The organism is Novosphingobium mississippiense, from assembly GCF_044029535.1.
GTDB lineage: Bacteria > Pseudomonadota > Alphaproteobacteria > Sphingomonadales > Sphingomonadaceae > Novosphingobium.
Window position 1 is genome coordinate 1,734,376 of the sequence record NZ_CP147003.1, and the last position, 13,544, is coordinate 1,747,919.

A 13,544-nucleotide genomic window follows, 5' to 3' on the forward strand; every position below is an offset into this window, starting at 1 on the left:
AAGTATACATAATTGGCTTGGAGAGGCGAAAACCCGATGAGTTCACGCGAACTCGTATGCATTATTGATCCCATCCATCCCCTCGGCATGGAGCGGATGGCGAACGCGCACGATATCATCGCTCCGGCGAACTGGCAGGACGATCCGCGCCTTGCCGAAACCAGCGTGATCGTGATCCGCACCAGCCCGCTGGGCCCTGAGGTTTTCGGCCGTATGCCGCGCCTGAAGGCGATCGTGAAGCACGGCGCCGGGGTGGACAATATCGACATTCCCGCCGCCACCGCGCGCGGGGTTCTGGTGGCCAATACGCCGGGCGGCAACAACTCGACAGCGGTGGCCGAAGGGGCCGTCTCGATGATGCTGGCGCTGCTGCGCCGCACGCGTGAGATGGATACACTTGTTCGCGGCAATCGCTGGGACGAGCGCTGGGGCGTGCGACTGGGCGACCTGACCGGCGCACGCGTCGGCCTGATCGGCTTCGGCCGCATCGCCCGCTGCGTCGCCACGATCTGCGGCGCGGGTTTCGGCGCCGAAGTGGCCGCTTTCGACCCCATGGTGGCAGACGAAGACATCCGCGCCGCTGGAGTGGAACCGCTGCCGCTGGCGGAGATCCTCAAGCGCGACGTCATCTCCATCCACACGCCGCTGACCGAGGGTACGCGCAATCTGATCGACACCGTGGAACTGGGCCTGATGGCCCCCCACGCGATCCTCGTGAACTGCTCGCGCGGCGGCATCGTCAACGAAGCGGCGCTGGCCGAAGCCCTGAAGACCGGCCAGATCGCTGCGACCGGGATCGACGTGTTCGATGCCGAGCCCCCCTCCCCCGACAATCCGCTGTTCGCACTGCCGAACTGCCTGCTCTCCCCCCATGTCGCCGGCGTTACCGAGGCCGGAATGCGCGACATGGCGCTGAACGTCGCCCGCGTCGTCGATCTGGTCAGCCTTGGGGAGCGGCCGGACACCCTGCTCAATCCGGAGATTTTCGCATGACTGCCCCCCTGAATGCCCCACTCAAATCGGTGATCTATCGCCGCATCCCCCGCCCCGATCCCGCGCTGGTCGCCCGTGCCGCCAAATTCGGCGTCGCCGACCTGCACGAAGGGCTGGGTGAAATCGCCGGGCGCATGGGCCTGATGAGCCCGGCGATGGTGCCGATCGCGCCGGGCCAAAAGCTCTGCGGTCCGGCCGTCACCGCCTGGAACTTCCCCGGCGACAATCTGGCGATCCACGCCGCGCTCTGGGTGGCGGAGGCGGGCGATGTGCTGGTGCTGACCAATGGCGGCGGCCACCAGGGCGCGCTCTGGGGCGATGTGGCCTGCACCTATGCCAAACAGAAGGGTCTGGCCGGCACCGTGGTCCACGGGGCGATGCGCGATGTCGATGCGATCCGGGAACTGGGCTTTCCGGTCTGGTCCACCGCCGTCTCGGTGGAACATCCCAAGAAACGCGGTCCGGCTGCCGTCAACGTGCCGGTGGTGGCCGATGGCGTGCAGGTGGAGCCGGGGGATCTGATCGTTGGCGATTCCGACGGCGTGCTGGTGATCCCGCGGGCGCTGATCGAACAGACCGTCGCCAAGGCCGAGGTGCGCGCCGCCGCCGAAGTCGAATTCCGCCGCCGCATCGGCGAGGGCGAAGTGCTGTTCGAGATTCTGGGCATGGACAAGATCGTCGCGGACCTGGGCATCGAAATTCACGACTGCACCTTTCACGACTGCACCTGGGGAGGGGACCGCTAGCGGTCCAGCAGGACGGCCGAAGCCGGCATTTCCGCCGGTTTCGGCCGTATCCCCGGGGAAACACCGGACCGGCAAAGCCGGCCACATGCGCCACATGCGAGGAGAGGCACTATGGACGCCAAGACGCCGAACGGCCGGATGCATCTGGTCAGCTTCCAGATCCATTCCCCCATCAACCATACCGTGCTCAGCTGGGCCGCCCCGGGCGACAACCGGCTGGAGGCAATGGCCGACCTGAAGGCGTGGCAGGACCTTGTCCGCACGCTGGAGCGCGGCAAGTTCGACGGCCTGTTCTTCGCCGACACCCCCGGCGTATTCGATCGCTATCGCGACAGCCACGAGGATGCCGTGAAATACGGCATCTGCTGGCCCAACCACGATCCGGTCGTGCTGCTTTCCGCCCTTGCCGCCGTTACCGAAAATCTCGGCCTTGCGACCACGATGTCCACCAGTTCGTACCGCCCGTGGTCGATCGTGCGGCAGCTTTCGACGCTGGACTATCTCTCCGGCGGGCGCGTGGGCTGGAACATCGTCACCGGCCATTTGCGCGGCGAACATCGCGCGCTGGGGCATGAACAGCTGGACCACGATCGCCGCTACGACGCCGCCGACGAGTACATGGAGATCTGCTACCGCCTGTGGGATTCCATCGGCGAAGGCGCGGTGCTGGCGGACCGTGAGGCGGGCGTCTACGCCGATCCCTCGAAAGTGCAGTTCGTCGATTTTCAGGGCGAATTCCACAAGTGCCAGACGGTCGGCCCCGTCCTGCCCTCCCCCCAGAAGCGCCCGGTGCTGTTCCAGGCGGGCGCTTCGGGGCGCGGCCTACGCTTCGGGATCGAGCATGGCGATGTGGTCTTCGCGATCCAGCCCAACCTGCCCGGCATGCAGCGCTACATGGGCCAGTTGCGCGAAACTTCCGCCAGCCTTGGCCGCAAGGCGCCCGGCGTGCTGTTCGGGGTGCAGCCGATCCTGGGCGGCACCGAGGAGGAAGCCCAGCGCCATCTGGACGATCTGATCGAGCGTCTGCCGCTCGACGGCTGCCTGGCACGGCTTTCGGGGACGATGGGCGTCGATTTCTCCGGCATCGAACTCGACCAGCCCATGCAGGAACAGGCGACGCAGGCCTCGCAGGGGCTGATGAAGGCCTTCACCTCGGTGCTGGGCGACCGGCCCTTCACCTTGCGCGAAGTGGCGATCAAGTGGGGCCTGTCGGTTGGCATGCCGCAGATCGTCGGCACGCCGGAGCAAGTGGCGGACAAGCTGGAGCAGATCTGGCGCGAAACCGGCTGCCATGGCTACAATCTGACGCCCACGGTCATGGCGTCCTCCGTCACCAACTTCGTCGATGAAGTGGTGCCGATCCTGCAAAAGCGCGGCGTGTTCAGGACCGAGTACGAAGGCACCACGTTCGCCGCCAACCTTGGCCTTGCCTGATGGCGATCGCCGGCAAGGCCCACAATATCGCCCAGTTGCGCGCCCTTGCCCATCGGCGGCTGCCGCGCGCGATCTGGGAATTCATGGAGCGCGGGACCGAGGATGACCTGCTGATCGGGCGCAACGTTGCCGCCCTGCAATCGCTCCACATGACGCCGCGCGCCTTGCGCGACGTTTCCACGCGCTCTGCAGAGGTCACGCTGTTCGGCCGCCGCCAGCCCCTGCCGCTGGTGATCGCGCCTACCGGCATTGCCGACCTGATGTGGCATCACGGCGAACGCGCCATCGCCTCTGCCGCCGCCGCTGCCGGGATTCCCTTCACCCAGACCACCAGTTCCACCACCAGCTTCGCCGATATCGCCAAAGTCGCGACCGCCGGGCACTGGATGCAGATGTACTTGTGGGAACGGCGCGACCTGTCCTGGCAGGTGGTCGATGCTGCGCGCGCAAACGGCGCCGATGTGCTGGTGCTGACGGTCGACACGCCCGTCTGGCCCTTGCGCGAATTCAACCGCCGTGCCGGCATGTCCAACCCGATCCGACCCAATGCCCGCCTGGTCGGCGATTTCCTGCGCCGCCCGCGCTGGCTGGCCGGCGTGATGGGGCGTTACATGCTGGCGGGCGGCTTGCCGCAATTCGCCAACTACCCCGCCGAAGTAGGCGGGAAAGTCACCGGCAAGGTCGCGCGCGTGGCCAATTCGGCCTCGGTCGACTGGAAGGATGTGGACGAACTTCGCCGCCGCTGGCCAGGCAAGCTGGTGGTGAAAGGCCTGCTCCACCCGGAAGACGCGCGCCGCGCCGTCGATCATGGGGTGGACGGCATTGCCGTTTCCAACCATGGCGGGCGTAATTTCGATTCCGCGCCGCCCGCCATCCATGCGCTTGCCGCCATCGTCGATGCCGTGGCGGGCCGCGCGACCGTGCTGTTCGACAGCGGCGTTCGGCGCGGCGCGGACGTGCTGAAGGCGATCGCGCTGGGCGCCGATGCGGTAATGATCGGCCGCGCCACGCTCTATGGCTGCGCTGCGGGCGGAGAGGAAGGCGCTGCCCATGCCCTCTCACTCCTCGCGCAGGAGATCGATGTGGCGATGGCCATGCTGGGGATCACCCGGCTGGAAGAACTGGACCGCACTTTCCTCCAGCCCGTAGCGGAGACTATGCAGGTGCGGACATGACTACGCCGCCCTCCTCTTCTGCCGCCAGCCAGCGCATTGCCGACATTCTGGCCGAGCGCATCCTGGCCGGCGATCTCGCTCCGGGATCGCGGATCAAGCAGGACGAACTGGCCGCCGAACTGGATACGAGCCGCATTCCCGTACGCGATGCGCTGCGGATGCTGGAGGCGCGCGGGCTGGTGGTCATGCGCCCCAATGCTGGCGCCCGCGTGGCCAGCCTGACCATGCGCGATCTGGAGATTTCCTACGAAATCCGCGAGCGGATCGAGCCGCTGCTGCTCGCCGAATCCATGCCGCGCCTGACGGAAAGCGATTTTGCCGACCTCAAGGCCGTGATGGAGCGCAACGAACAGGTTACCGATATCGACGAGGCCATTGCACTCGGCCGCGAATTCCACTGGATCACCTATCGCCGGCATGAGACCCCGCTGCTTGCCCAGATCGTCGAACGCGTGTGGGACACGACGCAGAGCTACCGCCGCGCCTACCTGAAACTCGCCTTCGCCAGCGGCAGCCGCACGCACGATGTGGAACACCAATTGCTCTACGACGCCGTGGTGCGGGGAGAGATCGAGACCGCGCAGGCTGCGCTGGTGCTGCATATCCGCCGCACGCGGATCGGGTTGCAACGCCACGCCCAGCGGCTGGGACAGGCCGCCCAGACCGCGACGCGCTAGGACGCTGCGGCGGTTTCGGCAGGAATGGTGGCGGGGAGCGGACGGTGCGCTGGTCCACCCCGCTGCGACTAACCCCGCTGCGCTCCGCAAGTCTCACGATCCGATACCTTTGAGCAGCCACTTTGACGGCCGGTTTTATCTCCCAGCATCGTGCAGGTGCCTTCGGGTGATTCTCCCTTGCCGGTATTGCCTCGCGCAGCCGAAGAGATTCGCCGGGGATAGCCGCTTCCAGCCCCGTCGAAGCCGTCGCGCCGGACCCTGTTTGGAAGAGTTCCAGTTCGGGTGAGACGCAAGATATTGCGCTCACCTGCCCCGGATGGCCCTACAAGTAGCAATACAGTTCAAATCATTGCCAGATTGAATGAAATTGGCTATTGTTGCCGCAAAAGTGCTTCAATGGAGTTCCGCGTGGCTGAATCGAATGCCGTCTTTTCGCAGATCGGTGATCTTGCCGACGCTGGCGAGAAAATGATCGAGCGTCTGCGCCGCAAGGCCTTTCTGCCCGAAAGCCGCAAGGGCCTCAACGTCCGCACCGGAATTGCCGAAGCGGCCCAGTTGCTCGGCTGTTCCACCAATCGCATCCGCATGGCGGAGGACGACGGCCGCCTGCCCCCTCCCCCGGCGGGCGAAAACGGCCGCCGCCTTGGCTATTCCATCGAGGATATGCTGCACATGCGCGAAGTGCTGGGCGCATCGCCCGCGCGCGCGCCGCTGGATATTCCGGCGATGATCGCGGTGCAGAACTTCAAGGGCGGCGTCGGCAAGTCGACCGTGACCACCCATCTGGCGCATTATTTCGCGGTGCACGGCTACAAGGTGCTGGTGGTCGATTGCGACAGCCAGGCGACCACGACGACGCTGTTCGGCTTCAATCCGCACTTCAACATCACCCGCGAAGAGACGCTTTACCCCTATCTCTCGATCGATCCGACCCAGGCGGACCTGCTCTATGCCGTGAAGCGTACGCCCTGGCCGAATGTCGACCTGATCCCGTCCAACCTCGAACTTTTCGACGTGGAATACGAACTGGCCGCAGCCGGTTCCGACGGGCAATCGGTGCTCGCGGCGCGATTCCGCAAGCTCAAGAAGGGCCTGATGGACCTTGCCCGCAATTACGACGTGGTGATCCTCGATCCCCCGCCGGCGCTGGGCACGATCAGCCTGGCCGTGATGCAGGCGGCCAATGCCCTGCTGGTGCCGCTGGCGGCGACCACGCCCGACTTCTGCTCCACCGTGCAGTTCCTGTCGATGATGGATCAGGTGCTCGACCAGCTGACCGGCGCCGGCATCGAGGTCGACTATTCCTTCGTGCGCCTGATCTGTTCGAAGTTCGACGGCAACGATCCCAGCCACGACATGGTCCGCACGATCATGGAGCAGACTTTCGGCCCGGCGCTCTTGCCGGTTCCCATCCTGGAAAGCGCGGAAATCAGCCACGCAGCGCTGCGCATGATGACCGTCTACGAACTGGAAAAGCCGATCGGCACGGCGCGCACGCACAAGCGCTGCCGCGCCAATCTCGACGAGGCGCTGGGCCAGATCGAACAGCTGGTCCGCACTGGCTGGGGCCGCAGCACGCAGAAGGTGGACGAGGAGCTGCTGGTCAATGGATGACCGCCGCCGTCCCGGCCGCCTGACCGGCGCTGCTTCATGCATCGTTCTTTCGGGAACGCGGCCGATTTCTACTGTTCGTGATATGTTCCAAGCCGAATTTCCTTCTTTCTCCGTGCGTTCTCCGAGGTAAGCCATGGCCCGCAAGCAATCAGACTATCTCGCCGCGCTGCTTTCCGACGACGAGATCGAGACCGAGGCAGCCACCGGGGTCGAGGCGGCCAGCCCCCCTCCCCCGCCTGCGCCCCGGCCTGAACGATCGCGCGGCACCACCTTGCTCGGCCGCGAAAGCGCGCTTGCCCGCGTTGCCAGTGGCGAAGTGCGGCAGGTAACCCAATTGCTGCTGGACCCGGCCCGGGTGCGCCCATGGCCCGGCAATGCGCGCAGCTATGCGCACCTTTCGGAAGAATCCTGCCGAGAACTGATCGATTCGATGATTGCCGAGGGTGGCCAGAAGGTCCCCGCGGTGGTCCGCCGCATCGAAGGCGATCCCGATCACGATTTCGAAGTGATCGCCGGCACCCGCCGCCACTGGTCCGTAGCCTGGCTGCGCGCGCATTCCTATCCGGACATGCATTTCGTGGCGCAAGTCGTCCAACTGGATGACGAAGCCGCCTTCCGCCTGGCCGATCTGGAGAACCGCGCACGCAAGGACGTTTCCGACCTGGAACGTGCGCGCAACTATGCCGAAGCGTTGAAGCAGCACTACGGCAATCACATGACGCGCATGGCGGAGCGGCTGAAGCTCTCCAAGGGCTGGCTGTCGAAGATGCTGAAGGTTGCGGCGATCCCCGACAGCGTGCTGGACGCATTCGCCTCTCCCGCCGATGTGCAGTTGAAACCCGCCTACCCGCTGGCCCAGGCACTGGACGATGGTGGCAAGGCGCCGGCGATCCGCAAGGAGGCGCAACGACTGGCGAAGGAACAAGCCAGTCGGCGTTCAGGCGGTCGCCCCGGCGTGGTCGCAGCAGACGTGATCAAGGCGTTGCTTGCCGCACCTGAAGCCGGCCGCGTGCGTCCGGAACCGAAATCGGTGCTGTCCAGCCATGGACGTCCGGTCGCATCAGTGCAGTCCAGCAATCGCCAGGGCGTGACGATGCGTCTTCATGCCGGTTCTGGTGCAAGGCGCGATGAAGTGCTGGAAGCGGTCCGCAATCTGCTCGATCTGCTGGACGATGAAGGTCGTGGCCTTCGTCCCTGATGATGCAACGATCCAATTGAATTGCCGTAAGGGCGGGGATGAAAGTCCCTGCCCTTTTTTATTGCCATCTGTGCGGCGGGGAGAGGGCTTCGTGTTTCCCCGGGGAAACGGCTTCGGCGTGAAACGAGCCAGCCACTCGAAGACATCACGTTTCTAAATCAGCGCGGCATCTCAATAGCGCCCGCCATTCAGCGCGGCGTAGCAACGCGGCGGCCCCTGTCGACCGTAAGCGCCCTTCCCCATTTGTCCCTTTCCAGATGACGGAAGATGCTGTTTCCCCGGGGAAACACGCCATTGGCCTCGCCTCCGTTTCTCCGTGCGCCATCGTCCCGGCGCCCAAGCCGACGTACCGTCCCCCCTCCCCTCACCGCCGTCCCGCCCCATCGTCCGTGCCGACCTTCGCCCCTGCCCTACGTGCGCGCGATGAGTTCTTCACAGGCGCGGCGGGTGGTGATTTGCTCTCCCCTCCCCCAGCCTGCCATGATGGCGGGAATCACCTGCATTGCCGTGGCCCGCGTTTCCCCGGGGAAACAGGATTGCGGCCATGCGTGGCACTTCGAAACGTCCAAAGCCCTTGCCAGTCGGAACCCGCACATGAGCCGCCAGAAACCGGAGACGGCCTCCGAACAATTTGACATGTTCCTGCCCTATATCGCGGAACTGCCGCTGCGCGACCAGCGCGAGATGATGGAGCGCCCCTTCTTCAGCCTGGCGAAGTCGAAACGGGTGAAGCCGATCGATTATACCAGCCCGGACGGCAAGCTCTGGGTCCATGTCAGCGCCAATCCCGATTACGGCATGGCCACGATCTGGGATGCCGACATCCTGATCTATTGCGCCAGCATGTTGGCCGACATGTCGCGGCGCGGCGCCAACGATGTTCCGCGCAAGCTGCACATCATGCCCTACGATCTGCTGCGCGCGATCGGCCGCCCCACCACGGGCCGCGCCTATGAACTGCTGGGCCAGGCGCTCGACCGTCTGGTCTCCACGACGATCAAGACCAACATCCGGGCCGAGAACCGGCGCGAAGCGACGTTCTCCTGGCTCGATGGCTGGACCCAGCTGGTGGACGAGAGGACCGAGCGCTCACGCGGGATGACGCTGGAACTGTCCAACTGGTTCTGGGAAGGCGTCATGATGAAGGGCGGCGTACTGTCGATCGACCGCGCCTATTTCGACATTACCGGCGGCCGCGAACGCTGGCTCTACCGGGTGGCCCGCAAGCACGCCGGCGGGGCAGGGGAGACGGGCTTTGCGATCTCCATGCCGGTCCTCTTCGAGAAGTCCGGCGCCGAAGGGCAGTATCGCCGCTTCAAGTTCGAAATGCTCAAGCTGGCCGAGAAGGACGAACTGCCCGGCTATGCCCTCGCGGTCGAAACCGCCAAGGATGGCGAGCCGCTGCTACGCATGCGCCGGGTGGACGGCAAGGGCGGGGCAGGGGCCGTCCTGCCCGAGGCTGCCGCCCAAACGCAAACCCAAGTCCAGGCCCACACCGAAGGGGATGAAGCCGAGGCTGCGCCAGCGCCTGCCGCCAAGCGCGTTTCCCCAGGGAAACGGGCGGCCGCTCCCAAGGCCGAAATCCCCCCGCGCGGGGCCACCCCACGGCGGGCCGCACCCCAACCCGCCGGCGAGGACGAGGAGGCCGACGAGCAAGAGGTCGTCGATGCCCGCAAGCTGATCCGCTCAACCATCGTCGGCCTGTCCGACGCGGCCACGCGCGGCTTCATGACCGACGAGACGATGACGCTGCTGCGCCGCGAATGCCCCGGCTGGGACCTTCACGCGCTTCACGCCGACTTCGAACGCTGGGTAGCCGCCAGCCCGGAGCGCACGCCGGCCGACTGGCAGCGCGCCTTCGTCGGCTGGGTGCGGCGCCATCACGAAAAGAACCGCCGCATGCTGCGTGGGTAAAAAATCGGGAAGGGCAGGGGCCGTTCCCGAAGTGTCGCGTCGGAGAGGATTTGCAAGTTCGCCGAACAGCCCGTCTCGAATGTCCTGTCGGAATTTGAACCTTGTTCGCCGGGCAATCCAACAAAGTGATTCAACATTGCCCACAAATATGGCGGTTTTCGTGGCCCTTCGACACAACGGGAACCGCCATACCGACATCTTCGACCCTTCGGGAACACCCGTTCGACACTCCGGGAACGCCTGCATCGACACTCCGGGAACGGATACACGGCATTTCGGGAACGCGCCGATTTCGCGACTCAGCGGGAATACGCCGCTATTCGCGCCGGGGCGGGCGCCTAACCTTGTAACAGAATCTATAAATAGAGATTCTAACTCTCCGGAAGCTCTAGGTTTTGGAGGATTTTGGAGAGGGCATAAATCGCCGCCCTTGCGCAGCTTATCCAACGACGAGAATGCCGCAGATCGCGGCATCTCCATCGACGCGATGTCCTGGGAGTAGTGGCATCGTTTCAGCAACTGCCGGCGGCATTTGTGGCTGCATATCACCGGTGTGGAACTACCCCGGCTACATCGCCCACCATTGTCCCTCGACCATAAGCAGAGCCCGGCGTTGTGCCGCCAGCGTCTCTCTAAATGCCTTTCCTCGACAACGCGGCAACGGCCGGTCCGAACCGTCCTGCCGGTCGCGACGTGCTGTAGGGTTCAACCATTCTCGATGAACCCCGGTCAGTGACGATCAAGTCCGCCGCGGACATCGCGTGCCGCTTGCACTCGGTTCCTGGCGGCCGCTCTCGTTTCAAATCCTGACGCCCGACACGAGACCTGCGAGCGGCAGGGCAGGGGTCCTCTGTTTGCTGCACAGAGGTGGTGCCGAGCGTGGCAAACGCCGATCCAGTTTCATCGCGTCGGGAGCAGACCTGAACGGCGATCGCTTGGCAGCACGACAGCAGGGCATTGCTGATGACGCTCCGGCAGGTCCGTGGAAAGCGAACCGCATCAACAATGCCATGAGCGCTTTCTGATAAACGCGCTCGTCACCACGCACGGCGAGGGTGTCTTCGCTCGCCATTTCGGGTAAGAGCGAACCGCGAACCAGATTCGCGGCTGCGCCTGCGCAAATTCGCCGGAATTTGCCGACGATGCCGTTCCTCGACCTAGAACAAAACGTGAAATTTCCAAATTTGCGTTTTAAGGCCCCGTAGAGCGCGCATCGACGCCGGATGAACATCGGGTCGAACCACTCGCCAAATTGCTCTGTACGAGGCCCTGAGCCTGCCTAATATTTGGGCAAAAATGAGCGGTTTTTACGATCACCGGCGCAAGTTTCATGCCGCGAGCGATCGAGCGACATCGTGGCAGCCGCTCCCTGTCATCCGAACAGGGCGCGTGTGATACCAGCTGTCATCCCTGGGCGATGGACACAGCAAAATGTGTAATCGGCAAAATGGCACAGAGAATAGCATCTGCCGGCAAAAACATGGAATGGGCGGCGCGAAGGCATTGCCGATAACCCGCTTCGCGACGTTGCCCGGTACGTCTTCAATCGCACCGTCGTGATGATGAAGACCTTGCCGCTACTATGAAAATTCTGACATCGGTATATTCGCGCGCAGCGTAAATCGTTGATCTTGCGAAATAGACGAAAGGTTGCTGGCCGTTCAGCCGATTTTGCCCGGCGTTTTCGCTGCGATGACTGACTGCGGCATTTACATGCTGCATTGCGAGATATAACGCATAGCCCGTTGAAAATTATACCGACCCGAGGTTTCGGTCAGGTCCGGTGCAGCTTCGGTGCGAGAAGTTGCGGCGGATCGAATCTTCGGTCGCGGGCAAGGGGAACTCGTTTTGGCATCGTCAGTGGTATTGAAGGCGGTTGGGGCAAGCGAAGGAGTTCTGACAAGGGCACGCGAAGTGATCGGGATCGAGGCGCGAACGCTCGATCAACTGGCGGCATCGCTGGACAGGAACTTTGTGGCCGCCTGCGAACTTCTGGGCCTGGCCGCCGGCCGCATCGTTGTCGCCGGTATTGGCAAGTCCGGCCATATCGGTCGCAAGATCGCAGCCACTTTCGCGGCGACGGGATCGCCGGCGATCTATCTCCACCCCGGCGAGGCCGCGCATGGCGATCTGGGCATGGTCGTCGAGGGCGATGTCATTCTGGCCTTTTCCAATTCGGGCAATACCGCCGAATTCCAGGTGCTGTTCGATCACGCCGAAAAGCGTGGCATTCCCGTGGTGGGCGTCACGTCCGGCGCCGGTTCGCTGATGCAGCGCCGGTCGACCGTCTGCATCCTGATTCCCCAGGCCCGGGAGGCTTGCAGTTCGAACATCGCGCCGACCAGTTCGACCACGCAGCAACTGGCACTGGGTGACGCGCTGGCCATGGTGCTGATGGACGCCAATGGCTTTTCCCGCGACGGTTTCAAGGAACTGCATCCCGGCGGTGCGATCGGGCTGCGCCTCGCTTCGGTGGGCCAGCTGATGCACGGGCGGGACAAACTGCCGCTGGTCGATCTGGACCTGCCGATGGAGGAAGTCATCTCGCAGATGACCTCCATGGGCTTCGGCATTGCCGGGGTGGTCGATCTGGCCGGTCGGCTGGTGGGCATCATCACCGACGGCGACTTGCGCCGCCATTTCCGCGCGCTGGACCAGCTCCGCGCCCGCGATGTGATGACGCGGCGGCCGAAGGTCGTGCGCACCGGCATGATGGCCGAGGATGCGCTGCGCTTCCTCAACGACACCAAGATCACCTGCGCTTTCGTCATCGCCGATGACGAGGATTGCTGCGTGGCCGTCAATGACGAAGCGATGGTGAACGGGAACCAGTTGCCGGTGGGGATCATTCACCTGCATGATTTCCTGCGCATGGGGCTGGCGTGAAGACCGACACGATGACCGATTCCGCCAATGCCGTTCCCCGTTTCGCCATCATCATACCCGCCCGCTATGCATCCACCCGTTATCCCGGAAAGCCGCTGGTCAGGCTGACCGGCGCGACTGGCGAGGAACGCAGCCTGATCCGCCGCAGCTGGGATTGCGCGATGGCGGTGGAGGGCTCTGTGGGCGTCTGGGTCGCCACCGACGATGCCCGCATCGCCCAGGAAGTGGAAAGCTTCGGCGGGCAGGTGGTCATGACCTCGCCCGATTGCGCCAACGGCACCGAACGCTGTGCCGAAGCAGTCGCGAAGCTTGGCCCGATCGCCGACGTTATTGTCAATCTGCAGGGCGATGCACCGCTTTCCCCGGCCCGCGTGATCCCGCAGCTGGTCCGCCAGCTGGCGCAGGATGCCGGCGCGGTGATGGCAACGCCTGCGGTGCGGGCATCGCGCACGGTCTATGCCCATCTGACCAAGGACCAGGCCGAGGGCCGGGTCGGCGGCACCACCGTGGTCGTCGACGGGCGCGGGCGCGCGCTCTATTTCTCCAAGCGGGTGGTGCCGCATCTGCCGCCGGAAGCTGCCACGCTGGAATCGCCGCCGGTCCACCTCCACCTCGGCCTCTATGCCTATCGCCCGGCGGCGCTGGAGCGCTACGCGGCCGAGCCGGCTTGCGCGCTGGAACAGCTGGAAGGGCTGGAGCAGCTGCGGTTCCTGGACCTTGGCCTGCCGATCGCGGTCGTCCAGCTCGATCCGCTGGCGTGGGACGCGATCGAGCTGAACAATCCGGGCGACAAGCCGGTGATCGAGGCCATCCTCAAGGAAAGGGGCATTGCCTGAGCGGCTTGCGCGCGCCCTTGAAGGCCGGGGCGCCGGCATCGCCGGCGCTGCTCCGGCCACCGCACCTGCAA

Annotated in this window: 10 protein-coding genes; all 10 read left to right on the forward strand. The window is 64.6% G+C overall.

Features of this window, described 5'->3' with window-relative positions; genetic code table 11:
* Positions 1 to 36: 36 nt before the first annotated feature.
* Complete coding sequence (locus WBP06_RS26105) at positions 37 to 993, forward strand: hydroxyacid dehydrogenase (RefSeq protein WP_395335406.1); 957 nt, start codon at positions 37 to 39, stop codon at positions 991 to 993.
* Entirely contained in the window at positions 990 to 1,739 is a 750-nt protein-coding gene (locus tag WBP06_RS26110; protein ID WP_395335408.1) for a 4-carboxy-4-hydroxy-2-oxoadipate aldolase/oxaloacetate decarboxylase, read from the forward strand. Before WBP06_RS26105 ends, WBP06_RS26110 begins: the two co-directional genes overlap by 4 nt.
* A 111-nt stretch (positions 1,740 to 1,850) precedes the next feature.
* Positions 1,851 to 3,173, forward strand: coding sequence for an NtaA/DmoA family FMN-dependent monooxygenase (locus WBP06_RS26115; protein WP_395335410.1), 1,323 nt, complete (start codon positions 1,851 to 1,853; stop codon positions 3,171 to 3,173).
* Positions 3,173 to 4,348 carry an alpha-hydroxy-acid oxidizing protein gene (locus tag WBP06_RS26120; RefSeq protein ID WP_395335412.1) on the forward strand — a complete coding sequence of 392 codons (1,176 nt, stop codon included), beginning with the start codon at positions 3,173 to 3,175 and terminating at the stop codon, positions 4,346 to 4,348. Before WBP06_RS26115 ends, WBP06_RS26120 begins: the two co-directional genes overlap by 1 nt.
* Positions 4,345 to 5,025 carry a GntR family transcriptional regulator gene (locus WBP06_RS26125; RefSeq protein WP_395335414.1) on the forward strand — a complete coding sequence of 227 codons (681 nt, stop codon included), beginning with the start codon at positions 4,345 to 4,347 and terminating at the stop codon, positions 5,023 to 5,025. The genes WBP06_RS26120 and WBP06_RS26125 overlap by 4 nt, the downstream gene beginning before the upstream one ends.
* Positions 5,026 to 5,493: 468 nt before the next feature.
* Positions 5,494 to 6,639, forward strand: a complete 1,146-nt coding sequence (locus tag WBP06_RS26130) for an AAA family ATPase (protein ID WP_395337585.1) — start codon at positions 5,494 to 5,496, stop codon at positions 6,637 to 6,639.
* Positions 6,640 to 6,772: 133 nt separating this feature from the next.
* The gene (locus tag WBP06_RS26135) at positions 6,773 to 7,837 is read left to right on the forward strand and encodes a ParB/RepB/Spo0J family partition protein (protein ID WP_395335416.1); all 1,065 of its coding nucleotides are present in this window, start codon (positions 6,773 to 6,775) and stop codon (positions 7,835 to 7,837) included.
* Between the two features lie 594 nt (positions 7,838 to 8,431).
* Positions 8,432 to 9,751 (forward strand): replication initiator protein A, encoded by a 1,320-nt coding sequence (locus WBP06_RS26140; protein ID WP_395335418.1) that lies wholly within the window; start codon positions 8,432 to 8,434, stop codon positions 9,749 to 9,751.
* A 1,914-nt stretch (positions 9,752 to 11,665) separates the two neighbouring features.
* A complete protein-coding gene (locus tag WBP06_RS26145) occupies positions 11,666 to 12,637 on the forward strand; it encodes an SIS domain-containing protein (RefSeq protein WP_395335420.1) in 972 nt (323 codons plus the stop codon).
* A gap of 11 nt (positions 12,638 to 12,648) precedes the next feature.
* Positions 12,649 to 13,473 (forward strand): 3-deoxy-manno-octulosonate cytidylyltransferase, encoded by an 825-nt coding sequence (locus WBP06_RS26150; RefSeq protein WP_395337586.1) that lies wholly within the window; start codon positions 12,649 to 12,651, stop codon positions 13,471 to 13,473.
* The last annotated feature ends 71 nt before the right edge of the window (positions 13,474 to 13,544 follow it).